The following is a 22,425-nucleotide window of genomic DNA, read 5'->3' as shown; positions in this document are numbered from 1 at the left end:
TCCGACTTACTTGGTACCGAACATCCGGTCGCCCGCGTCGCCGAGGCCGGGCATGATATAGCCTTTGGAATTCAGCTCTCGGTCCAGTGACGCCGTGACGATGTGCACGTCCGGATGCGCCTCTTTCATCCGCGCAACGCCTTCGGGGGCAGCCAGCAGGCACAGGAATCGGATATCGGTGGCACCCGCCTCTTTCAGCAGATCAATCGCGGCGGCAGAACTGTTACCGGTGGCCAGCATCGGATCGACCGCGATGACCAGACGGTCCTTCAGCCCCTCGGGTGCCTTGAAGTAATATTGCACCGGCTTCAGGGTTTCCTCATCGCGGTAGAGACCGACAAAACCCACGCGGGCCGAGGGCACCAGCTCCAGCACCCCGTCCAGCATCCCGTTTCCGGCCCGCAGGATCGACACCAGCGCCAGTTTCTTGCCGGCCAGGATGGGGGCGTCCATCTCCTCCATCGGGGTTTCAATGTGGCGGGTGGTCAGCGGCATCTCACGCGTGACCTCATAGGCCAGCAGCTGAGTGATCTCGCGCAGCAACTGCCTGAAGCTGGCGGTCGAGGTGCCCTTGTCCCGCATGAGCGTCAGTTTGTGCTGCACCAGCGGGTGGTCAACGACGGTCAGGTGTTCGCTCATGTTCTCTCCAGTCTTGTCTTGACCCGCGCGCGGGTCTCTTCATCGCAAAAAGCCGCGTTCAGTGCGGTTTCGTTCAGCGCGGCAAAAACTTCAGCATCCCAGCCGAACGCCTTGCTCAACATCTCATATTCACGCCGCATTGTGGTGTGGAAAAACGGCGGGTCGTCCGTGGAAATTGTGACCTTCACACCCGCATCGCGCAATTTGGCAATCGGATGCGCCGCGAAATCGGGGAAAAGCCCCAGTACCACGTTCGAGCCGGGGCAGACCTCAAGCGTGATGTCCCGGTCGATGATCTCGCGGATCAGTTCGGGGTCTTCGATAGCACGCACGCCGTGGCCCACACGTTCGACGTCCAGATCGCGGATGGCATCGCGCACGCTTTCGGGGCCGCCGAACTCTCCGGCATGGGTGGTCAGGCGCAGACCGGCCTCACGCGCGCAGTCAAAGGCCCATTTATAGTCCCCCTGAGCACCTACGGATTCGTTGCCGCCCATGCCGAATCCGGTGATCCAGTCACCGGCAGTTTCCGCCGCGCAATGGGCGCTGAGCTTTGCTTGCTCCGGGCCGAAATGGCGGACACAGGTGATAACACCGCGCAGGGTGATGTCGTATTTCCGTTCCGCTTCATCCGCCGCGTCCCGAATGGCGGTCAGATAATCGCGCCAGGCGTGCAGGTCGCCGCCGCCGCAGAAATCGGGGCTGAGGAAGGTTTCCGAATACACCACTCCGTTCGCCGCGCTTTCTTCGAGGATGGCCAGTGTCAGGCGGCGGAAATCCTCGGGCGATTTCAGCACCTCACAAGCGGCCTCGTACACGCTGAGGAAATGGGCGAAATCGCGGAAATCATAGCTGCCGTCGGGTTTGAAAATCCCGCTCAGGTCGATGCGCTTTTCATGGGCCAACTGCCGGATAAAGGCGGGCGGGGCCGCGCCTTCGTGGTGCAGGTGCAATTCGATCTTGGGAAGGTCTGCGACGCTCATAGAAAACTCCGCCCCGGTCCTTGTGCCGGGATGTTCAGGTGATGTGCGATGCTAGCGGCGATATCGGCGAAATTCACCGTGCCGATCTGGCCCGCGCCTCGCCCGGCGATCAGAACGGGCACCTTTTCGCGCGTATGGTCGGTGCCAATCCAGCTGGGGTCATTGCCGTGGTCGGCGGTCAGCAGCATCAGGTCTCCGGGCTGCAGACGGGCGATGATTGCGCCTATCTCACGGTCGAACCATTCCAGCGCGCGTGCATAACCGCTGATGTCGCGGCGGTGGCCGTAGAGGCTGTCGAACTCGACAAAATTGGCGAAGATCAGGCTACCCTCTTCCGCCACATCGACCAGATTGGAGAGGTGGTGCATCAGGTCCGCGTCCGAGCCTTTGCGCAAAGTGTCGATCCCCTGCATCGAGAAGATATCACCGATCTTGCCCACCGCATGCACGCGCCGCCCGGCATCCTGCGCCCAGTTGGTCAGAACCGGCGCAGGCGGCAGGATGGCGAAATCCTTGCGGTTGGTGGTGCGGGTGAAGCCCTGTTCCGGCGTTCCCACGAATGGTCGCGCGATGACCCGGCCCACTTTCATCTCGTGCAAGCGCGGGGCCAGAGTTCGGCACATTTCCAGCAAACGGTCGAGGCCAAAATGTTCCTCATGCGCCGCGATCTGGAACACGCTGTCAGCCGAGGTATAGCAGATCGGCCAGCCGGTGCGCAGATGTTCGGCGCCCAGGTCTGCAATGATAGCCGTACCCGAGGCGTGGCAATCGCCCAATATGCCGTCGGTTCCCGCAGCTTCAGCGGCGGCCCGGCTGAGGTCGGCAGGAAAGGCTGGCTGCGTATCCGGAAAGTAATGCCAGTCCCACGGCACCGGCAGCCCGGCCAGTTCCCAATGGCCCGAGGGCGTGTCTTTGCCGGGCGAATGTTCCCGCGCGCAGCCCCACAGGCCTGTAGGTTTCGCCGCCAACCCCGGCGTGTCTGCGCCCGAGGCCAAACGGGCCGCCGCCCCCAGCCCCAACGCATCCAGATGTGGCAGGTGCAGCGGGCCCGAGCGGCCCTCCTCGGCCCGCCCTTCGGCGCAGGCCTGTGCTATATGGGCCAGCGTGTTGGCCCCCGTATCGGGAACCTCACCGTTGAAAAACTGATCCGCATCCGGCGCGCCGCCGATGCCGACCGAGTCCATCACCACCAGAAACGCGCGGGTCATGCGGTGATCCTTTCATGCACGATCCCCGGCAGCGAGGGGCTGTCCGGCCCGAGGCTGACCGCTTGCAGGACGGCCTGCGCCGCCTGTTGCGCCGCGTCCTCGCGGGCGGCGTGGATCACGGCCAACGGCGCGCCTTTATCCAGCTTGTCGCCCAGCCGGACGATATCGGAAATTCCAACGGCAGGGTCGATCACGTCGCTTTCAACTTGCCGCCCGCCGCCCAGCGCGACAACGGCCAGACCCAGCGCCTCGCCATCCATCGCGGTCACATAGCCCGCGCTTGGCGCAGGGACTTCGAGGATCACGCTGGCTTCGGGCAAGTACCGCGACCAGTTGTCGACGAAATGCAGCGGGGCGCCAACGGCGGCCATCATGCGCCCGAACCTTTCGGCCGCGCGGCCAGAGCGGATAATTTCGGCCAGTTTCTCGCGACCTTCATCCACGGTTGCGCACATCCCGGCATCCATCAGCAGCACGCCGCCCAACTCGGCCGAGATTTCGGCCAAGGGTGTGTTTTGCCCGCTGGTCATGGCCTTCATGACCTCGCAAATCTCCAACGCATTGCCCAGCGCCGGGGCCAGAGGTTGATTCATATCCGTGATCACTGCCGAAGTCCGGCACCCCGCAGCATTCGCCGTCTGGGTCAGGGCCTGTGCCAGATTGCGTGCATCTTCGTGGGTTTTCATGAACGCGCCGCTGCCCACCTTGACGTCCAGCACCAAGGCGTCCGGGCTGGCGGCCAGCTTCTTGGACAGGATCGACGCGGTGATCAGATCAAGGCTTTCCACCGTCGCTGTCACATCGCGGATCGCATAAAGGCGCTTGTCCGCAGGGGCGATCTGCCCCGTTGCACCAACAATGGCCGCACCGGTGTCGCGCAGAATCTGCGCGAGACGATCTTCGCTGATCTGAGTGGTCACGCCGGGAATCGCCTCGAGCTTGTCCAGCGTCCCGCCGGTATGGCCCAACCCCCGGCCCGAGATCATGGGGACATAGGCCCCCATCTCGGCCAGTGCAGGCGCAAGCACCAGACTGACACTATCCCCCACCCCGCCGGTTGAGTGTTTGTCGATCACCGGACCATCGACGTCCCATGTCAGAACGTCGCCGCTGTCGCGCATCGCAACCGTCAGGTCAGCGCGGCCCTGTGCGCCCAGACCGCCCATGCAAACGGCCATGGCAAAGGCCCCGGCCTGCGCGTCACTGACGCCACCATCAGCCAGACCTTGCGCGAACCAGCGCAATTCCTCGGCCGTGGGCACCTGACCCCGGCGCAGCTTGGCATTGATCGAACGGGCGTCCATGGCTCACTCCATATGCGAGGCGCCAAAGGCCCCCGGCAGCAGATCGCCAATGGTGGTTTCCATCTCAGACCCGTCGACCGAGGCCAGCGTCACCTTGACCTCGCGCTTGCCGAACTCGGCCAGTTTCTGACGGCAGCCCCCACAGGGCGGCACGGGCTGAGGGGACGAGGCGACCACATAAACCTCGGTCAGTTCCTGCTCACCTGCGGCGACCATGGCAGCAATCGCTCCGGCCTCGGCGCAGGTGCCTTCGGGATAGGCCACGTTTTCCACGTTGCAGCCGGAATAGACGGTGCCGCTTGCGGACCGCACCGCCGCCCCGACCTGGAAGTTCGAATAGGGCGCATAGGCGTTTTCGCGGACTAAGAGGGCTGCGTCTTTCAGGCTCATGGCGATTCCCCATTTTTTGATCATCTGGTCAGAAAAATACTGTTCTATTGAAACGGCGCGCCAAGGTGAAGCCCCGCGCGCCGCAATTCTTACCCCAGCCGTGTGTTGAACGTGCCCGGCAGCGTCACCTCAAGCAGTTCCACATCATCCGACGGGTTCGACAAACGAGTCCGCATCCCCGGAGGGATCACGAAGGCGTCGCCCTGTTCCAGCGGATACGGCTCACGCCCTTCACCCTCTAATGTGACCGCACCGTTCATGACAAAGGTGAAATGGATATCGGTGTCATGGGCGGCCCATTGCGGATCGCCCTGCCCTTTGCGCACCACTTGTACCCCGGCCACGCCCTTGGTGTTTTCGGCAATCGTGGTGTCGCGGCAGATATAGCCCGGCAGGCGGAACGGCACCCAATCCGCACCATCGGCCTGATTGAAGACGAACTTTTGCCCCTGCCATTCCCGATCCGGGCGGTAGTGCGGGGTGGGCAGGTCCATGTCGTGGTCAATCTCGGTGACGTGCTCGGCGGGCACGCCGATCTCGATCACCTGCACATTGTCCGAGGCCTCCAGCACCCGGTGGCGGATTTCGGGCGGTTGGATAAAGCAATCCCCCGCCGTCAGGCGCATCTTGTCGCCCTGATCCTCATAGACCACGTCGACCCAGCCGTAGATGCAGAAGATCAGTTGGAACCCGACCTTGTGGAAATGCACCATGTCCGGCACAGGCCCGCCATCAGGAATGCGGATATGGCTGGCGATGATCGACCCGCCCAAGCGGTCGGGCACCAGATCGCGATAGTGCATCCCGGCGCGACCAATGATCCATGGGGCCTGATCCTTGAGCCTGCGGACAACGAAAGAATGAACGGTCTCGGGCATGACCATGGGTGGATTCAGCTCATCAATCTCGACCTTTGTTCCGTTCGGGGCCACGAGGCTGCGCTGTCCGTCGGCAAAGCTGTCGGGGTCATCGGTCAGGATGCGCAACGTGCCGGGGCTTTCCGGCGCGTCCTTTTCAATCCGCAGCCGCAGCCCATGGCCGGAAAACACCGCCACCCGAGGGTCATCGGCGGGATAGATCATATCCATCCGCATCCCCAGCACCTTGGTAAAAAAGGGGATATCGTCGCGCAGCTCCTGCGTGGGCAGACGAATCTCAGCTTTGGTCTGGTTGTTGGTCATTCACTGTCTCTTCAGTATTGGCTTTCGGCCATCCGATCAGAACAGCGGCCAGAATGCCAATCGAAAAGAACATCTCAAGCGTTTCTTCCAGCACAAACAGGCGCAGTATCATGGTCTGAGACATATCCGCGCCCATCATCCCGGACACCTCTTCCAGCAGTTGCGCGACCACTGCCGACATGCCCGCCAAGAAAAACACCAGCAAAAACGGCGCGCGCGCCTTCAAAGCACGCCAACCCGTCGGGACACCGTGCCAGATCAACCCACCCAACACGATCACCGCCAGCACTATGCGCACGGCAGTCATGTCCAGCATCACGTCCAAACCACTGAGGATCGTATGAGGAAAGGTTCCAACCGAGTAGACATCCGCTTCAAGCTCGCGCTCGGCCAACAGAAGACACACGACACCGATGTACAGGCGCTTGACGCCGGGAAAGCGGTAAAACGCTGCAAAGCCCGCCGCCAGCAAGGCAAAGGCCGAGCCGGTCTCGATCACGCCACCCTCTTGGTTGAAACGCGATGCCTGTTCCGGCCAGATAGAGATAACGACCAACACAAGCGCCATTGCGGCCAGAGCAGCAGGAAGCCCAAAGTAAATTTGCCCTTTGGAACCAGTCCGGAGATCCTCATTAAAGCTCATGTCTGGCCTTTGTTCTTGCGTCTGAAAGACAGGTTTTCGAAGATGCACGAAACTAGTTACTTTGAATTGAAATGCAACTCGCGCGCTCGTGACGTCAAAAACATGCTGCAAAATGACGTAACGTAGCCAAGCCGGAAAAAATGGTTTAACGGTCAATCAAATTTCAGAACGGAGATAAATCGCCAATGTCTGACACCCCCAGCCTGCGGCAGGCCGCGCTTGACTACCACGCCCATCCAAAGCCCGGAAAGCTAGAGGTCAAAGCCACCAAGCCGATGGCCAACGGTCGCGACTTGGCGCGCGCCTACTCACCCGGCGTGGCCGAAGCGAGCCTTGAGATTAAGGCCGACCCCCAAAATGCCGAGCTTTATACGGCGCGCGGCAACCTTGTGGCTGTGGTCTCGAACGGGACGGCAGTATTGGGGCTGGGCAACATCGGTGCGCTGGCGTCAAAACCGGTGATGGAAGGCAAGGCCGTCCTGTTCAAGAAATTTGCCAACATCGACTGTTTCGACATCGAGGTCGATCAGCCCGATCCCGAAAAGCTGGCTGATATCGTCTGCGCGTTAGAGCCCACTTTTGGTGCGATCAACCTTGAAGACATCAAAGCCCCTGACTGCTTCATCGTCGAGAAAATCTGCCGCGAGCGGATGAATATCCCCGTTTTTCACGACGACCAGCACGGCACTGCCATTGTTGTGGGGGCGGCCGCCAAGAACGCGCTGCACGTTGCCGGCAAATCGTTCGAAGATATCAAAGTCGTCTCGACCGGCGGCGGGGCGGCGGGGATTGCCTGCCTGTCCATGCTGGTCAAACTGGGCGTCAAACGCGAGAATATCTGGCTGTGTGATATTCACGGTCTGGTCTACGAGGGCCGCGCCGAGGATATGAATCCGCACAAGGACCAGTTCGCACAGAAATCCGATCTGCGCACGCTGGATGACGTGATCGGGGATGCGGACCTGTTCCTTGGCCTAAGCGGGCCGAATGTGCTCAAGCCCGAGATGGTCGCGAAAATGGCCAGCCGCCCGATCATCTTTGCGCTGGCCAACCCGAACCCGGAAATTCTGCCCGATGCCGCGCGCGAGGTTGCGCCGGATGCAATCATCGCCACGGGCCGCAGCGACTTTCCCAATCAGGTGAACAACGTCCTGTGCTTTCCCTTCATCTTCCGCGGCGCGCTGGATGTTGGCGCAACCGAGATCAACGATGAGATGCAGATCGCCTGTGTCGACGGTATCGCCGAAATGGCCCGCGCCACCACCAGTGCCGAGGCTGCTGCCGCCTACAAGGGTGAACAACTGACCTTCGGTCCCGACTATCTGATCCCCAAACCGTTTGACCCGCGCCTTGTGGGCGTCGTGTCATCCTCGGTGGCCAAGGCCGCTATGGCGAGCGGGGTGGCCAAACGCCCGATTGCCGATATCGAAGCGTATAAAGAACAGCTCAATCAAACCGTTTTCAAATCGGCGCTGATCATGCGACCGGTGTTCGAGGCCGCCTCGGCCGCGTCCCGCAAGATCGTCTTTGCCGAGGGCGAAGACGAGCGCGTCCTGCGCGCAGCCCAAGCTATTTTGGAAGAAACCACCGAGACCCCGATCCTGATCGGTCGTCCCGATGTAATCGACGCCCGATGCGAAAGGCTGGGTCTGACCGTCCGGCCGGGTGAGGATTTCCAAATCGTGAACCCGCAAGACGACCCGCGCTATTATGATTATTGGAATACATATCACGGACTGATGCAGCGCCGTGGCGTTACGCCTGATCTGGCCAAGGCGATCATGCGGACCAACAACACTGCGATTGCCGCGATTGCCGTGCATCGGGGCGATGCAGACAGTATGATCTGCGGAACCTTTGGCGAGTACCGCTGGCACTTGAACTATGTGCAACAAATTTTGAGCGACGGAGACTTGCGCCCGCACGGGGCGCTATCGCTGATGATCCTGGAAGACGGGCCGTTGTTTATTGCTGACACCCATGTACATCAGCTGCCCTCACCCGAGGAACTGGCCGAAAGCACAATCGGGGCAGCGCGTCACGTGCGCCGCTTTGGGCTTGAACCCAAAATCGCCTTTTGCTCGCAATCCCAGTTTGGCAATCAGGCGGAAGGGTCAGGCAAACGTCTGCGGGCGGCGCTGGATATTCTGGACTCGGAGCCACGTGACTTTACCTATGAGGGCGAGATGAATCTTGACCTTGCGCTGGACCCCGAGCTGCGCTCGCGCATTTTCCCGAATTCCCGCATGGAGGGTGCCGCGAATGTGTTGATCTTCGCGCATTCCGACGCGGCCAGTGGCGTGCGAAACATTCTGAAAATGAAGGCGGACGGACTGGAGGTTGGGCCGATCCTGATGGGGATGGGCAACAAGGCCCATATCGTGACGCCATCAATCACCGCGCGTGGGTTGCTGAATATGGCCGCAATAGCGGGTACGCCCGTCACCCACTACGGCTAGGCGTGTAACCTGATCTCTCAACAATTCGAACCGGGCGCCAGCTAAGGCGCCCGGTATGATTCTGAGACTTGTTTACTCCGCACTCTTTGCAACTTTGCAAAAATTTCCTACGGCACCCACCATACTGCGCCTCAAAAGTGCATTTGCAAAAATTTGCACCTCAACTTCCAAAGATATGCAAATATTTTGCGATAAAGTGACGCTCCGACTTAAGCGTCGCTTGTCCGTTACCCTTCGGCCACCTTACACAAAGCGCACTGAACTATCGGAGGAGATCATCGTGGCTTACCAGGACGTTTTCGACAGCTGGAAATCCAACCCAGAGGAATTTTGGATGGAGGCCGCCAAAAGCATCGACTGGGTTCGTCCACCGACCAAAGCCCTGTTCGACGACAATGCTCCGCTCTACGAATGGTTCTCGGACGCCCAAGTCAACACATGCTGGAACGCCGTGGATCGCCACGTGGAAAACGGCCGCGCCGAGCAGACGGCAATAATCTACGACAGTCCTATCACCCACACCAAGCGCGAGATCTCGTATGTCGAGTTGCGCAATCGCGTCGCGATGCTGGCAGGTGCATTGCGGGCCAAAGGCGTGGAAAAAGGTGACCGGGTCATAATCTACATGCCCATGATCCCCGAAGCGTTGGAGGCCATGCTGGCCTGCGCCCGTCTTGGGGCCGTACATTCGGTGGTCTTTGGAGGCTTTGCCAGCAACGAGTTGGCTGTTCGGATCGACGATGCGAAGCCCAAAGCAATCATCGCCGCCTCGTGTGGGATGGAGCCCGGGCGCGTTGTCCACTACAAACCCCTATTGGACGGGGCCATCGATTTGGCCGAGCACAAGCCTGATTTCTGCGTTATTTTCCAACGCGAGCAAGAGGTTGCACAACTGATTGAAGGTCGCGACTTCAACTGGCATGGCTTCCAATACGGTGTCGAACCAGCCGAGTGTGTTCCGGTCGCCGGTAACGACCCGGCCTATATCCTCTACACCTCGGGTACGACAGGCGCGCCCAAAGGTGTCGTTCGCCCCACCGCAGGTCATTTGGTGGCGCTGAACTGGACGATGAAGAATATCTACAATGTGGACCCCGGTGACGTGTTCTGGGCAGCATCCGACGTGGGATGGGTCGTGGGTCACTCTTACATTTGTTACGCGCCTCTGATCCACGGAAACACCACGATCGTGTTCGAAGGCAAGCCGGTGGGCACACCCGACGCCGGTACGTTCTGGCGTGTTATTTCCGAACACAAGGTCAAAAGCTTTTTCACCGCACCAACAGCGATCCGTGCGGTCAAACGCGAAGACCCGCAAGGTGAACTGATCAACAATTACGATCTGTCCCATTTGGGCGCGCTTTACCTGGCCGGTGAGCGGGCTGACCCGGACACGATCGTCTGGGCGCAGGATGCACTGAAAGTGCCGGTGATCGATCATTGGTGGCAAACTGAAACCGGCTGGCCCATCGCAGGAAACCCGCTTGGGATCGAGGAACTGCCGATCAAACTTGGGTCACCCGCCAAGCCGATGCCTGGATATGACGTGCAGATCCTGGACGAAGGCGGCCACCCCATGAAAGCCGGAGAGTTGGGCGCCATCGCAGTAAAGCTTCCTCTTCCCCCCGGTACTTTGCCGACACTGTGGAATGCTGAAGAACGGTTCAAAAGCGCATATCTTGAGCATTTCCCCGGCTACTATGAAACCGGCGACGCGGGCATGATCGATGAGGACGGGTACCTATACATCATGGCCCGCACCGATGACGTGATCAACGTCGCGGGTCACCGCCTGTCTACTGGCGGTATGGAGGAGGTACTGGCCTCTCACCCCGACGTAGCGGAATGCGCCGTGATCGGTGTGACCGATCAGCTAAAAGGCCAGATGCCGGTTGGCTTCCTGTGCCTGAACGCAGGCTGTGATCGTGACCACGGAGAGGTCGTGCAGGATGTGGTCAAGCTGGTGCGCGACAAGATCGGCCCGGTCGCAGCCTTCAAACAGGCTGTTGTGGTGGATCGCCTGCCCAAAACGCGGTCGGGCAAGATCCTGCGCGGGACGATGGTGTCGATTGCCGACAGCAAAGACTACAAAACGCCCGCAACCATCGACGATCCGGCCATTCTGGATGAGATCACAGACGCCCTGAAAACAATCGGCTACGCCCAGAAATAGAGCACAGTGCAGCGCTGCTGCACCCCTGCCCTTGCAACCCGCCTTGGGGCCTCTAAAGTCTGACCCAGACAGTGAGGCCCCATGACAATACGTGACTTATGGCGTCTGAACGCCACCGACCTGACGAACCTGACCCGCAAGGGCGAGATCAGCGCGGAAGACGCCATAAAATCCTCGATCGACAGGATGCATCAGGTCAATCCCGACCTCAATGCCGTCGTCGAAGACCTCAGTACCGAGGCCGTCAGCCATGCGCGTGAACTGGACAATGCAGTCGCCGGGGGCGCGGAACCCGGCCCACTGCACGGCGTGCCTGTCACCATAAAGATCAACATCGATCAAAGAGGGCATGCAACCACGAACGGCGTCGTTGCTTTAAAGGATGTGATTGCACCCGATGATGCCCCGGTCGTCCGAAATCTGCAAAACGCAGGCGCTATTGTGATCGGCCGCACCAATACACCCGAGTTCTCGTTTCGGGCCGACACGGATAACGACCTGCACGGCCGCACGCATAACCCCTGGGGGCGGCATATCTCGCCAGGTGGATCTTCGGGTGGGGCCGGTGCGGCGGTGATGGCGGGGATCGGGGCCTTGGCGCATGGCAACGATATCGGTGGCAGCCTGCGCTTTCCAGCGGCGGCAAACGGGGCCGTGACCGTTAAGCCAGGCCTGGGCCGCGTACCCGCCTTTAACCCAAGTCAAAAGGTCGAGCGTGGCTTGCTGGCGCAATCCATGTCAGTGCAAGGGCTGATTACCCGTTCGGCTGCGGATTTGCACCTGTCGATGCCCAGCCTGATCGCGGCTGATCCCCGCGATCCGTTTCATGTTGCCATGTCTTGGCGCGGGAATAAGACCGACGGGCCCATCAAGGTTGCCTTTACCAAGAACACCTACGGCTATGATTTACACCCCGAGGTCGACAAAGCGCTGGATACCGCCCGTGAAGCGCTGATGGACGCGGGGTATGACGTGCAAGAGGTGAACACACCCGACGTGTTCGAATGCGGGCGCGGTGGGTATCGCGCGTTGATGGGTGAAGTTCTGACCTTGTTGAAAACGGATATCGAGGCCGCCGGATCGCAAACCATCCGCGATATCTTTGAAGTATACTTCCAGGAATTTCCGCCCATCACCGGAACCGAATTGATCGGTATGTTGGCCAAGCGAACACAGTACGCGCGTGAATGGGCATTATTCATGCTGGATTATCCGCTGATTCTGTCACCGTTTCTGCCTCAACCCTTTTTCAGCCCCGACCGTGACACCGAAGGCCCCGAGGGCGTCCACGAAGTTCTGGGCTGCGCGGTCTATTCCTACGCGATGAATTTCCTTGGCCTTCCCGCCGCCAGTGTTCCAGCGCGTCTGGCCGATCTACCAAACGGGCCACAACCGATAAACGTCCAGATTGCTGCAGCGCGCTGGCGCGAGGATATGGCCGTCGACGCCGCCGCCGCGATCGAAACGCGTGTAGGACAGATGTGCCTACCGCTGTGGGAAAGGATGGATCAGGTCAACTGACCCCTGCCAAAAGAAATTGACCCCGGGGTTTTGTACCCGGGGCCCACTTTCTAAAATATGCCCGGAGATCCGATAACAAGCGTAGCACCACCTACCCTTGCCAGCGCGAAAACTGCGCGTTCATTTCGAAAACACCGTTGGCGGCCACTCACTCCCGCCGTTGATGTGTCTCCGGGCAAGTTCAGATTAACCGATCGTTAATCAGGCTCCTGTGAACTGGTTCACATAAGCGCGAAAAAAACGTGATCGATCGAAGAAATTATGTGAATTGTTCCGAGATCAGCCGTTCTTCCAACCCATGACCGGGGTCGAAAAGGATGCGATGCTGGATCGAAGGCTCGGACCTGATCTCGACCCAGTCGATATCAGGGAACGAGATCGAATCGGCGTCGGCCATGACCGGGCGTTTATCCGCGTCCAGCACATCGAACCGAACTTTGGCGATCTTGGGCAACAAAGCCCCTCGCCACCTGCGCGGGCGAAACGCGGCGATCGCAGTCAGGGCCAGAACATCGGAGCCAATCGGCAGAATCGGACCATGGGCCGAGTAATTATAGGCCGTGGACCCCGCAGGCGTAGACAACAGCGCCCCGTCGCACACCAGTTCATCCATGCGAACCCGTCCGTCCACACTGATCTTGAGCCGTGCGGCCTGCGGACCGGCCCGCAGCAGCGATACCTCGTTGATCGCAAGCGCCTCATGCATCTTGCCGGACTGGTCCATCGCGCGCATGGCCAGTGGATTGATGACTTCTTCTATCGCTGCATCAAGGCGTTCCATCAGGTCAGTCTCATGGAACTCGTTCATCAGAAATCCGATGGTGCCACGGTTCATGCCGTAAACAGGCGTATCCAGATGCTGCATGTTGTGCAGCGTGTGCAGCATGAAGCCATCGCCGCCCAGCGCAACGACCACATCCGCATCACGCGGCGCTGCGTTGCCATAACGCTTGACCAGCGTGTCGCGCGCGGTTTGCGCCACTTTCGCGTCGCTGGCAAGAAAAGCGATTCTCTGAATCATCTGTTGCGGTTTCCGGTGCTGCACATTTGGTTCCGAAACAACCATACCTTTCCCCGATAGGCCAGTCTTGACGCCGCAGTCGGCCAAATCGTCGCTTTAAGCCTTTTGCCGCTGGCCAGTTTCCGATAGGAAATCCGCAAATTACCCCCCAGTATGTGGAGCCCCCATGAACGCCAATATTCGTGATACCGGATTTTTCACCCAATCCCTCGCTGACCGTGATCCCGAGCTGTTCGGCTCGATCACGTCCGAGCTGGGTCGTCAGCGCGATGAGATCGAGCTGATCGCGTCCGAAAACATCGTCTCTGCCGCCGTGATGGAGGCGCAGGGCTCGGTCATGACAAACAAATATGCCGAAGGCTATCCGGGCCGTCGCTATTATGGCGGGTGCCAGTTTGTCGATGTTGCCGAAAACCTGGCCATCGATCGCGCCAAAGAACTGTTTGGCTGCGGATTTGCCAACGTTCAGCCGAACTCGGGCAGCCAAGCCAACCAGGGTGTGTTTCAGGCGCTGATCCAGCCCGGCGACACCATTCTGGGCATGAGCCTGGACGCAGGCGGCCACCTGACCCACGGTGCCGCGCCCAACCAATCGGGCAAGTGGTTCAAGGCCGTTCAGTACGGCGTGCGCCAGCAGGACAACATGCTGGACTATGATCAGGTCGAGGCGCTGGCGAAAGAGCATCAGCCCAAGCTGATCATCGCGGGTGGCTCGGCCATCCCGCGCCAGATCGACTTTGCGCGGATGCGTGAGATTGCCGATATGGTCGGCGCTTACCTGCACGTGGATATGGCGCACTTTGCCGGTCTGGTTGCAGCAGGCGAGCATCCGAGCCCCTTCCCGCATGCGCATGTGGCCACCACTACCACTCACAAAACCCTGCGCGGTCCGCGCGGCGGCATGATCCTGACCAATGACGAGGCGATCGCCAAGAAAGTGAACTCGGCCATCTTCCCCGGCATTCAGGGCGGTCCGCTGATGCATGTCATCGCTGGCAAAGCCGTTGCCTTTGGCGAGGCGCTGCGCCCCGAGTTCAAGACCTACATCCAGCAGGTCATCAACAACGCGCAGGCGCTGTCTGATCAGCTGATCAAAGGCGGTCTGGACACGGTTACGCACGGCACCGACACCCATGTGGTTCTGGTCGACCTGCGCCCCAAAGGCGTCAAGGGCAACGCGACCGAAAAGGCCCTGGGTCGTGCGCACATCACCTGCAACAAGAACGGCGTGCCGTTTGATCCGGAGAAACCGACCATCACCAGCGGTATCCGTCTGGGCTCGCCTGCTGGCACCACCCGCGGCTTCGGCGAGGTCGAGTTCCGCCAGATCGCGGATTGGATCATCGAAGTGGTCGACGGTCTGGCCGCCAATGGCGAAGACGGCAATGCCGAGGTCGAAGCCAAGGTCAAAGCCGAAGTGGCCGAGCTGTGCGCCCGCTTCCCGATCTACCCGAACCTGTAATATTTCAGGATATCAAAAGGTTGAACGGCGCCCCAGCGGCGCCGTTTTTCATATGAAGCCCTGCCAGCGCAAAAACACCAGCAGCAGAACCAACAGGGCCAACAGGTTGAAAGCCAAACCACCCAGCATCCCCAGAAACCAGCCCAGCCTGCGGTCGGCCAGATTGATGCCTGTCAGATGATCCTGCACCTCTTCTGAGGCGCGGGCCAGTTTTGGCGTATCCAGCACCAACCTCAGCTTGGGATGGGCCGCCATCTGTTCCGCATTCGCCAAAAGCAGCGCCTGTTTGTAGATGCGTCGGGGCAATTGACGTTTGGCCTTTCGGACCGAGGCCGTCAGCGTCTTGTCCCGCACACCCAGCTTGTCGCGCAACAACTGCACGGTCTGCGCGATCTGAGTTTGGATATCGGGGTTTTGCGCCATATGAGGGCCTCCTGACGCGGCACCATATCCGGGCGGCGCAAGCACGACAATGGGGCTGGTTGTTTGGACCGGCGACGGGTATCACTCGGTCATGCTGAATACAATTGTCCATGGTGAGCCGACCTCGAACCCGCCTTTGCTGATTGCCCATGGTCTTTATGGCTCGGGCCGGAATTGGGGCGTAATTGCGCGCAGATTGTCGGATGAGCGGCAGGTCGTCGCCGTCGATATGCGCAACCATTCCAACAGCGAATGGACACCGCAGCATGACTATCCCAGCATGGCAAATGATCTGGCCGAGGTGATTGACCATTTCGGCGGTCAGGCCGATGTGGTCGGGCATTCGATGGGTGGCAAGGCGGCCATGACGCTGGCCTTGCTGCATGGTGAGAAACTGCGCAAACTGGTGGTCGCTGACATCGCACCCGTGACCTATACCCACAGCCAGATCAAGTTCATCGAGGCGATGCGCGCCGTGGATTTATCCTCCATCACGCGACGCTCGGACGCCGAACAGCAGCTGGCCGATCAGGGGGTCGAGAAAGCCCTGCAAAGCTTTTTCACCCAGTCGCTGGACATCAAGGGCCAACGCTGGTTGTTGAACCTGGACGTTCTGGCCGCCGAGATGCCCAAGATCATGAGCTTTCCTGACATCACCGGCACATGTACCAAACCGACCCTATTTCTGTCGGGGGGCTCATCAGACTATGTTCTGCCCGAACACCGCCCCGCGATCCGGGCGCTGTTTCCAACTGCGCGCTTCGCCAAAATACCCGGTGCGGGACATTGGCTGCACGCCGAAAAACCCCGTGAATTCGAGGCTTCGGTTCGGGCCTTCCTGAACGCCTAGGAGAAAGTCCGCAAAAGAGACCGGCGCAGTTGTACCCGCGTCGATCCTTTGGCATTCAGCTTCAAGTCATTCGCTTCAGGAGCCCGCGACGTCGCCGCCACCTTCGACCCAGTCTTTGAAACCACCCAGATTGTAAACCTGCGCGTATCCCATATCCTTTAACAACTTGCCCGCCAGCGCCGCACGCCCTCCGGCTGCGCAATACAGAACAATGGGACGATCCTTACGCAGCTCGGGGTCATGAGATTGCATCGCATCGTCGGCATGAAACTCCAACATACCCCGTGAGATGTGATGCGCGCCTGCAGCCCGACCCGTTTTTTGCAATTCAGCCCCATCACGTACGTCCAGCAGTAACCCACCCTGCCCCAGAATCTCGGCGGCGCGAGCCATATCTATCCGTTCAACAGCGGCGTTCGCGGCTTCCATCATCTCTTTCACGGTTAAGGGCATAGGCGTTTCTCCTGTTGGTGTTCCCAACAAGATAACATGCGAAAACTGGAAGGTGTAGGTTGAAGACCCTACACCCGTGATCAATGTTCGCGGAAGGCACGCGACATACTGTCCGTCACCGGTTTGGCGATGTAAGCCGCAAAAGTGCGTTCTTCGGTTTGGATCATGATCTCGGCAGGCATACCCGGTGTGGGGATAAAGCCCCGCACCCGGTCAATCTCGTCCGGCGCTAGCGAGACACGCGCCAAGTATACCTCTTGAGGGGCCCCTGATGATTCCTCAACTAAGGCGTCGGCTGATACATAAAAGACTTCCCCACTGAGAACCGGCGTCGTGCGCTGATTCAACCCAACCAGACGCACCGTCGCGTTCTGACCCGTCACGACGCTGTCAATTTCGGTCCGGGGAATCTGCGCCTCGATGATAAGGGGCGCATCGGCAGGTAGGATTTCAGCGATAGGCTCGCCAGTTTCGATCACGCCCCCAGGTGTGTGATAGTGAAGCCTTACAACAGTCCCCGTGACTGGTGCGCGAACAACGGCACGATCCAGAACACTGCGCGCCTGACGTGCCTTTTCGCGGACACTTTCCAGATCGGCTGCAATCACACCCAACTCATCCAACGCGGCTTCGCGATAGGCCGAACGTGTCCGCGTGATCTGTTCGTCATACTTCAGCAACATCTGGTTGATTTCCGCCGTCTCAGCCGCCAGCCTCGCCTGCTGTCCCTCCGCCTCAGCCTGCACGCGACGGATCGTGTTCAGATCTCCCTTGCGAACCAAGCCTTTGTCGAACAACGCCTTTTTGGTTTCAAATTCTTCCTGCAGGATTTCCGCACGACGTTTCATACTGTCCAGTTGCGCCTCGAACCCGCTGGACCTGATCCTGAGGGCCTCCATGTTGCGTTCCAACAATGCGATATCATTCAGCAGGGTTTTGCGGGATACTTCGAAGCTGATCTTCTGGCCATCAAGAATGGTCATGACTTCGACATCGTCAGTGGCCGAAAGCAACTCGGCGGAAAACTCCAACTGATCCTTCTCATTGTGCTCAGCCTCAAGGCGTTCAGACATGGCTTGCAAGCGGATTTTACGGATGAACAGTTCTCGTTCATTGGCCTCGGCCGAAGTTTGGTCCAGCGTCATCAGCACTTCCCCCGCCTGAACCGACTGGCCTTCAATCACTTTGATGTTTTCAATGATCCCGCCCTCAAGATGCTGTACGATCTTGTTGCGACCAGTGGCCACGAAACTTCCCTGCGCAATCACCGCAGCAGCCAGCGGTGCGCTGAAAGACCAGACGCCAAAGCCGCCAAAGCAGACGACCAGCATGACTAAACCAATTACGACCAACCGGTTGATCGAGCGCGGTACTTCAGCGTACCAGACAGTTGGGTCTTTGGGGTCATTATTGACCGGCACGAGATCATTCATTACGCATCCCCTTTCTGCTGGCCTTCAATCCCAGTCTGTTTGCGCGGGCCGTTCAATTGTTGCAGCACCTGTTCGCGCTGCCCGAACAAAGCAACACGTCCATCCGTCAGCAGCATGATCTTGTCGACCACGTTCAACAGCGTTGGCTTCTGCGTAATCACCACGACCGTAATCTTGTTTTCCTTGGCCTGCGCGATGGCCCGTGCCAGCGCCTGATCTCCGGCCACATCTAGGTTCGAGTTTGGCTCATCCAGAACCACAAGCCGCGGATTTCCAAAGAAGGCACGCGCAAGGGCAATCCGCTGCTTTTGACCGCCGGACAGTGGCGAGCCATCGGCGGCCACAACAGTCTCATACCCTTGGGGCAACGTGGCGATCATGTTGTGGACATCGGCTAGAACGGCAGCATCGTGGATCTGTTCGTCCGTTGCATCTTCGCGCATACGGCCAATGTTGTCCTTGATGGTGCCCGGAAACAGCTGCACATCCTGCGGCAGATAGCCGATGCTTTCGCCAAACTGGCGCGGGTCCCAGTTACGGATATCCATCAGGTCCAGACGCACGCTGCCGGATGTCGGCAAAATCGACCCGACCAGTGTTTTGCCCAACGTGGTTTTACCCGCGCCCGAGTTGCCAATGATCGCCAGCGTCTCACCCGGATTCAGCGCAAAGCTGATCCCGTTCAATACAACGCGCTTGGTGCCGCCGGGGACAAAAAGCAACCGTTCCACATCCAACCGCCCTTCTGGCCGCGGCAAGCGCAATTTCTCGAACTGAAGCGCCGAGTTGGACAGCAAGTTCTTGATCCGCCCGTAAGCGCCGCGTGTCAGCAGGAAGCCGTTCCACCCTTCGATGGAGCCTTCGATGGGCGCAAAAGCCCGCCCGGCAATGATCGACGCCGCGATCACCATCCCGCCCGTGATTTCGCCCTGCAGGGCCAGGAATGCCCCCCACCCCAGAATGGCGATCTGTGTCAGCAAACGTACCGCTCGCGAAATAGCGGCGAAAATAACGTTCCGGTCCTGTGCCCGAACTTGCCACGTCAGTGACTGCGCTGTGTCTCGGCCCCAAATACGCACGGCCTCGGGGATCATGGCCAGAGCATTAATAATCTGGCTGTTGCGCGACATCGAATCCAGATGCTGGTTGGCCATGGATTGCGCCCGGTTGGCCTCGGCAAAGGGGCCGGCTGTCATACGTTGGTTGATAATGGCAATGACCATCAACAACAGCGCCGTGACGATCACGATCATGCCCAGCTGGGGATGAACCAGAAAGATCATAAGGATGAACAACGGTGCAAATGGAACGTCCAGAAACGAGATCAAAGTCCCCGATACAAGAAAACCCCGTACCTGCTGAAGATCACCCAATGTCTGATATTCGCGCCCTGTACCGTGCAACGAAGCATGGGCGGCTGCACTGAGGACCGGAGCACCCAGCCGTGCATTAACCTCGACCGCGGTTCGCATCAGCATGAAGCGACGCACCGCATCGAAGGCCGACTGAAAGATGACAGCGCCAGCCACGATCGCGGTCAGCATGATCAACGTATCCAGCGATCGACTGGTCAACACGCGGTCACTGATCTGGAACAGGTAAATCGGGATCGCCAGAATAAGGATGTTCGTCGCACAGGTCAGGACCAGAACAAAGGCAAGGTTGCGCAGAATGGCACGCAGCGAGACTTGCAACGTACGCTGAAAATCCTCGGGCGGGGTGCGTTTGTGAAAGGTCTGGGGTGGCTCGTTACCATCTCCGCCGCCGCTTTTTTTCAACGGCAAAGGTTGGTTCGCCTTGGCCTCGATGGTGGTGCCAATACTCGCACCGCCTTTGGATCGCGACAGGGGGGGGACCCGCGCGGTCTCCTTTCTGGCGGTTTCAGGACCGAGCCCTTCAGCATCGGCCACCCCAGCATCGCAGCCCTTAGTACCGTGACCTTGATCAGGCTGCGACGTAGCGCGCCGAAGGGAATATTCAGCGCGTTTCTGAATTTCGTCAGTTTCGGACCTTTGATCGGGGTCCACTCTGATTTTGTTTGCTTCCGGTTTTTCAGGCCCTTTTTTCAAAGGCCGCACACGCATGTCTTCGCTTAATCGTAACTCGGGCAATATGCCGGACGCCGTCGCCTTTCGTGCGGCAACTGATTTGACTGGGTTGGCCCCACCCCCGCCGTCCATAGGACTGGCAAAGAGAGAGCGACTCGACGAAAACGTTCTCGACATACTCAGACTTTCGGTTCACTCGTAAAAAAACTGGGAAATTAAGCTAACATTGAGGACAGCGCATCATCTACGCTGGCCATTTCAGAGGGCGTCAGTTTGTTGTGACCCGGGGCAAGGTCTGACTTACCCGGTCCAGATGTTTCCTGCATCAGGATCGCGATGGCCTCATTGGCCAGCTCTGCACCCAGATCTTCGTCTGGGGTGTCAATCAGGCTCGCCTGATGCAGAACGACATCCGAATATTCACCCTCCGAGGCCATAACGACCGAGTCCACTCCGATGGTCGAGATACTCGCCGCATTCAGCACCGCATTTCCAGCACCCAACGCCGAAGCTATGGCACCATTCCCACCTTGTACGTGAATATCATCCTGGTCCTGCAGGGTAGTCACCTGTTCGACGACGTTGACCTGCACCAGATCACCTTCGATTTTCAGAACCCGCACCTGCTCCATCCCCGCATATTGAGGATCGTTCAGCAGTGCATCTTCCAAAGCGTCGGTGTCCATCTCTTGCAGAGGTAAGACTTCGGCCAGCGTTTCTGACAACTCTTCATGAGTGTCTTCCCCAAAGGTCGTCAGTTCCACGTGGTTCATGACAAGGTTGTCATTGTCTTCCTCGGCGACCACCCCCGAGACCACATCGTCATCGACCAACGCAATCGTCTGGTGGACAAAATCCACCGAAACCATGTCTCCGCCGATTAAAACCAGATCGTAATAGCTGCCAAGCTCAACAACGCTGACCTCATTCACCAGGTCGTTGTCACCCAACACAAACAGGCTGGTCGTGGCGTCAATCTGGGTTTCAATATGGTCGATATCAGTGGCGTTGATTTCTTGTTTTACGAAATTTGTGACGAACAGATCACCCGAAATCCAGGTGATCGCGACAAGAGGATCCTGTCCCTCTTCCGAGACATTATCATCAAGCCAGGACGCCTCATTGGATTCCACTGCAATACTTGACGACTGAACCACCGTGGTTTCGCTTTGAGTATCCTCGGGCCCTTCGTCGACATCCGAGACAATCGCCACTTGGCTTACGACGGTTAGGTTGACCGACTGCCCACCGACCGCAATTACCGGAGCATCGACCCAACCGACGGTAATGGCGACCTCGTTTATCGCTAGGTTGCCCCCCGCGATAACGGTGTGACCATCGCCAAAATCGGCATCGTCTGACTGATCCCACTCAGTTGGCAACAAGTCAGGGTGGTCACTGTCGTCTTCTTCATCAGGAAGATGGTGACTTGGCACTAATTCCAGAAAATCCGGAAGTTCCTCGACATGTTCACCGTTCACAATCGTTCCCATGGCTTCTTCGCCTTGGAACTGGTGGACAGTCACATCCTCAGACGGGGCTTCGAATGGGGCCTGTATCTCGGCAACAATCGATTCGAGGTGCTCGATCGACTGATAATCGGAAATGCTAAAGGATGGGGACGATACCGCGTGTAGAGAAAGCGCAACATCAGCCAGTTCCTGACCTTGCTGCACCAATGAGTCCACATCGCGGAAATCCCCCTGACCGATGGTGTCGTTGTCGTTCAGGTCCAATGTCTGAATCGCATAGGTGACAGCCGAGCCGATCAGTTCGGGGATCAAAATTGGTTTCGCGACCAAGATCGGTATCGAGGTCGAAGCGATCGCCGCATCGGGAAGCACTTGATCGGGACCCGGGCCAGTTTGCAATGGACCATCTGGAATCGGCCCCAACGGTTGCGGGTTTGGAGCCAACGGAATGTCAGTGTGACTAACCGATGGCGCATAGGGTAAAGCGTCGTATTTTCCGGGGTCAAGGTTAAGGTCTGCCCGTACTTTCACGGCAGCACCTTCTTCCAGCTCTTCCATCTCAGCCTTGCGCCTGAGAGCGGTAAATTCCTGATATTGATCTCGCAACCGAGCTTGCTCGGTCGTCAGATCAAAAGTTCCGATGAAATGGGCAATCGTCTCACTGATACTATCAAACGACATTTCAATTTCCTTTCCCGCGGCGTTCAAAATCAACTGCCTTGGGTTAAGTTGAGTCGGGGCCATCTGTCCTTGGCCCCGACA

At 58.8% G+C, this 22,425-nt stretch carries 18 protein-coding genes; 5 read left to right on the top strand and 13 right to left on the bottom strand.

Annotated features, from left to right (window positions below; genetic code table 11):
* Positions 1-6: 6 nt before the first annotated feature.
* From upp to J7380_RS01440, 7 genes are all read right to left on the bottom strand, one after another.
* Complete coding sequence (gene upp, locus J7380_RS01470) at positions 7-639, bottom strand: uracil phosphoribosyltransferase (protein ID WP_170354714.1); 633 nt, start codon at positions 637-639, stop codon at positions 7-9.
* On the bottom strand, positions 636-1,622 hold the full coding sequence (locus J7380_RS01465) for an adenosine deaminase (protein ID WP_209194163.1): 987 nt from the start codon (positions 1,620-1,622) through the stop codon (positions 636-638). Before J7380_RS01465 ends, upp begins: the two co-directional genes overlap by 4 nt.
* Positions 1,619-2,830, bottom strand: a complete 1,212-nt coding sequence (locus J7380_RS01460) for a phosphopentomutase (RefSeq protein ID WP_209194162.1) — start codon at positions 2,828-2,830, stop codon at positions 1,619-1,621. The genes J7380_RS01465 and J7380_RS01460 overlap by 4 nt, the downstream gene beginning before the upstream one ends.
* A complete protein-coding gene (locus J7380_RS01455; protein WP_209194161.1) occupies positions 2,827-4,134 on the bottom strand; it encodes a thymidine phosphorylase in 1,308 nt (435 codons plus the stop codon). Before J7380_RS01455 ends, J7380_RS01460 begins: the two co-directional genes overlap by 4 nt.
* 3 nt (positions 4,135-4,137) lie before the next feature.
* Positions 4,138-4,524, bottom strand: a complete 387-nt coding sequence (locus tag J7380_RS01450) for a cytidine deaminase (RefSeq protein WP_209194160.1) — start codon at positions 4,522-4,524, stop codon at positions 4,138-4,140.
* Positions 4,525-4,613: 89 nt separating this feature from the next.
* The gene (locus tag J7380_RS01445; protein ID WP_209194159.1) at positions 4,614-5,705 is read right to left on the bottom strand and encodes a cupin domain-containing protein; all 1,092 of its coding nucleotides are present in this window, start codon (positions 5,703-5,705) and stop codon (positions 4,614-4,616) included.
* Complete coding sequence (locus tag J7380_RS01440; RefSeq protein ID WP_209194158.1) at positions 5,680-6,348, bottom strand: hypothetical protein; 669 nt, start codon at positions 6,346-6,348, stop codon at positions 5,680-5,682. Before J7380_RS01440 ends, J7380_RS01445 begins: the two co-directional genes overlap by 26 nt.
* A gap of 185 nt (positions 6,349-6,533) precedes the next feature.
* On the opposite strand from J7380_RS01440, the gene J7380_RS01435 reads away from it, so the two are divergent.
* The 3 genes from J7380_RS01435 (at position 6,534) to J7380_RS01425 (ending at position 12,501) form a co-directional block, all read left to right on the top strand.
* The gene (locus J7380_RS01435; protein ID WP_209194157.1) at positions 6,534-8,807 is read left to right on the top strand and encodes an NADP-dependent malic enzyme; all 2,274 of its coding nucleotides are present in this window, start codon (positions 6,534-6,536) and stop codon (positions 8,805-8,807) included.
* 280 nt (positions 8,808-9,087) lie between these two features.
* A complete protein-coding gene (prpE, locus tag J7380_RS01430; RefSeq protein WP_209194156.1) occupies positions 9,088-10,980 on the top strand; it encodes a propionate-CoA ligase PrpE in 1,893 nt (630 codons plus the stop codon).
* An 81-nt stretch (positions 10,981-11,061) separates the two neighbouring features.
* On the top strand, positions 11,062-12,501 hold the full coding sequence (locus tag J7380_RS01425) for an amidase family protein (RefSeq protein ID WP_209194155.1): 1,440 nt from the start codon (positions 11,062-11,064) through the stop codon (positions 12,499-12,501).
* A gap of 259 nt (positions 12,502-12,760) precedes the next feature.
* Here J7380_RS01425 and J7380_RS01420 read toward each other — a convergent pair whose 3' ends face one another.
* Positions 12,761-13,522 carry an NAD kinase gene (locus J7380_RS01420; protein WP_247742352.1) on the bottom strand — a complete coding sequence of 254 codons (762 nt, stop codon included), beginning with the start codon at positions 13,520-13,522 and terminating at the stop codon, positions 12,761-12,763.
* 166 nt (positions 13,523-13,688) lie between these two features.
* Here J7380_RS01420 and glyA point away from each other — a divergent pair, with 166 nt between their 5' ends.
* Positions 13,689-14,984, top strand: a complete 1,296-nt coding sequence (glyA, locus tag J7380_RS01415) for a serine hydroxymethyltransferase (RefSeq protein ID WP_209194153.1) — start codon at positions 13,689-13,691, stop codon at positions 14,982-14,984.
* Between the two features lie 48 nt (positions 14,985-15,032).
* Here the strand turns inward: glyA and J7380_RS01410 are convergent, their stop codons facing one another.
* Positions 15,033-15,407: a hypothetical protein gene (locus J7380_RS01410; protein WP_170770121.1), complete on the bottom strand. Its 375-nt coding sequence runs from the start codon at positions 15,405-15,407 to the stop codon at positions 15,033-15,035.
* A 91-nt stretch (positions 15,408-15,498) separates the two neighbouring features.
* Between J7380_RS01410 and J7380_RS01405 the strand changes: the two genes are divergently transcribed.
* The gene (locus tag J7380_RS01405; RefSeq protein ID WP_209194610.1) at positions 15,499-16,257 is read left to right on the top strand and encodes an alpha/beta fold hydrolase; all 759 of its coding nucleotides are present in this window, start codon (positions 15,499-15,501) and stop codon (positions 16,255-16,257) included.
* 75 nt (positions 16,258-16,332) lie between these two features.
* Here the strand turns inward: J7380_RS01405 and J7380_RS01400 are convergent, their stop codons facing one another.
* The 4 genes from J7380_RS01400 to J7380_RS01385 all read right to left on the bottom strand — a co-directional run bounded on the left by J7380_RS01400 (position 16,333) and on the right by J7380_RS01385 (position 22,344).
* Entirely contained in the window at positions 16,333-16,710 is a 378-nt protein-coding gene (locus J7380_RS01400; RefSeq protein WP_209194152.1) for a rhodanese-like domain-containing protein, read from the bottom strand.
* Positions 16,711-16,790: 80 nt separating this feature from the next.
* The gene (locus tag J7380_RS01395) at positions 16,791-18,143 is read right to left on the bottom strand and encodes an HlyD family type I secretion periplasmic adaptor subunit (RefSeq protein ID WP_209194151.1); all 1,353 of its coding nucleotides are present in this window, start codon (positions 18,141-18,143) and stop codon (positions 16,791-16,793) included.
* Complete coding sequence (locus J7380_RS01390) at positions 18,143-20,368, bottom strand: type I secretion system permease/ATPase (RefSeq protein ID WP_209194150.1); 2,226 nt, start codon at positions 20,366-20,368, stop codon at positions 18,143-18,145. The genes J7380_RS01395 and J7380_RS01390 overlap by 1 nt, the downstream gene beginning before the upstream one ends.
* 38 nt (positions 20,369-20,406) lie before the next feature.
* On the bottom strand, positions 20,407-22,344 hold the full coding sequence (locus tag J7380_RS01385; protein WP_209194149.1) for a type I secretion protein: 1,938 nt from the start codon (positions 22,342-22,344) through the stop codon (positions 20,407-20,409).
* Positions 22,345-22,425: the final 81 nt, after the last annotated feature.

The organism is Ruegeria sp. R8_1, from assembly GCF_017743815.1.
In the GTDB taxonomy this organism is placed as follows: Bacteria; Pseudomonadota; Alphaproteobacteria; order Rhodobacterales; family Rhodobacteraceae; genus Ruegeria; species Ruegeria lacuscaerulensis_A.
This window is presented reverse-complemented; position numbering and strand designations above follow the sequence as displayed.

Excerpts from the sequence above, each read along its gene's own strand:
- J7380_RS01440 (WP_209194158.1), bottom strand. The coding sequence starts at position 6,348 with ATGAGCTTTAATGAGGATCTCCGGACTGGTTCCAAAGGGCAAATTTAC.
- J7380_RS01435 (WP_209194157.1), top strand. The coding sequence starts at position 6,534 with ATGTCTGACACCCCCAGCCTGCGGCAGGCCGCGCTTGACTACCACGCC.
- upp (WP_170354714.1), bottom strand. The coding sequence starts at position 639 with ATGAGCGAACACCTGACCGTCGTTGACCACCCGCTGGTGCAGCACAAA.
- J7380_RS01390 (WP_209194150.1), bottom strand. The coding sequence starts at position 20,368 with ATGTCGAGAACGTTTTCGTCGAGTCGCTCTCTCTTTGCCAGTCCTATG.
- glyA (WP_209194153.1), top strand. The coding sequence starts at position 13,689 with ATGAACGCCAATATTCGTGATACCGGATTTTTCACCCAATCCCTCGCT.
- J7380_RS01400 (WP_209194152.1), bottom strand. The coding sequence starts at position 16,710 with ATGCCCTTAACCGTGAAAGAGATGATGGAAGCCGCGAACGCCGCTGTT.
- J7380_RS01410 (WP_170770121.1), bottom strand. The coding sequence starts at position 15,407 with ATGGCGCAAAACCCCGATATCCAAACTCAGATCGCGCAGACCGTGCAG.
- J7380_RS01455 (WP_209194161.1), bottom strand. The coding sequence starts at position 4,134 with ATGGACGCCCGTTCGATCAATGCCAAGCTGCGCCGGGGTCAGGTGCCC.
- J7380_RS01465 (WP_209194163.1), bottom strand. The coding sequence starts at position 1,622 with ATGAGCGTCGCAGACCTTCCCAAGATCGAATTGCACCTGCACCACGAA.
- J7380_RS01460 (WP_209194162.1), bottom strand. The coding sequence starts at position 2,830 with ATGACCCGCGCGTTTCTGGTGGTGATGGACTCGGTCGGCATCGGCGGC.
- J7380_RS01385 (WP_209194149.1), bottom strand. The coding sequence starts at position 22,344 with ATGTCGTTTGATAGTATCAGTGAGACGATTGCCCATTTCATCGGAACT.
- J7380_RS01405 (WP_209194610.1), top strand. The coding sequence starts at position 15,499 with ATGCTGAATACAATTGTCCATGGTGAGCCGACCTCGAACCCGCCTTTG.
- J7380_RS01425 (WP_209194155.1), top strand. The coding sequence starts at position 11,062 with ATGACAATACGTGACTTATGGCGTCTGAACGCCACCGACCTGACGAAC.
- J7380_RS01445 (WP_209194159.1), bottom strand. The coding sequence starts at position 5,705 with ATGACCAACAACCAGACCAAAGCTGAGATTCGTCTGCCCACGCAGGAG.
- J7380_RS01420 (WP_247742352.1), bottom strand. The coding sequence starts at position 13,522 with ATGATTCAGAGAATCGCTTTTCTTGCCAGCGACGCGAAAGTGGCGCAA.
- J7380_RS01395 (WP_209194151.1), bottom strand. The coding sequence starts at position 18,143 with ATGAATGATCTCGTGCCGGTCAATAATGACCCCAAAGACCCAACTGTC.
- J7380_RS01450 (WP_209194160.1), bottom strand. The coding sequence starts at position 4,524 with ATGAGCCTGAAAGACGCAGCCCTCTTAGTCCGCGAAAACGCCTATGCG.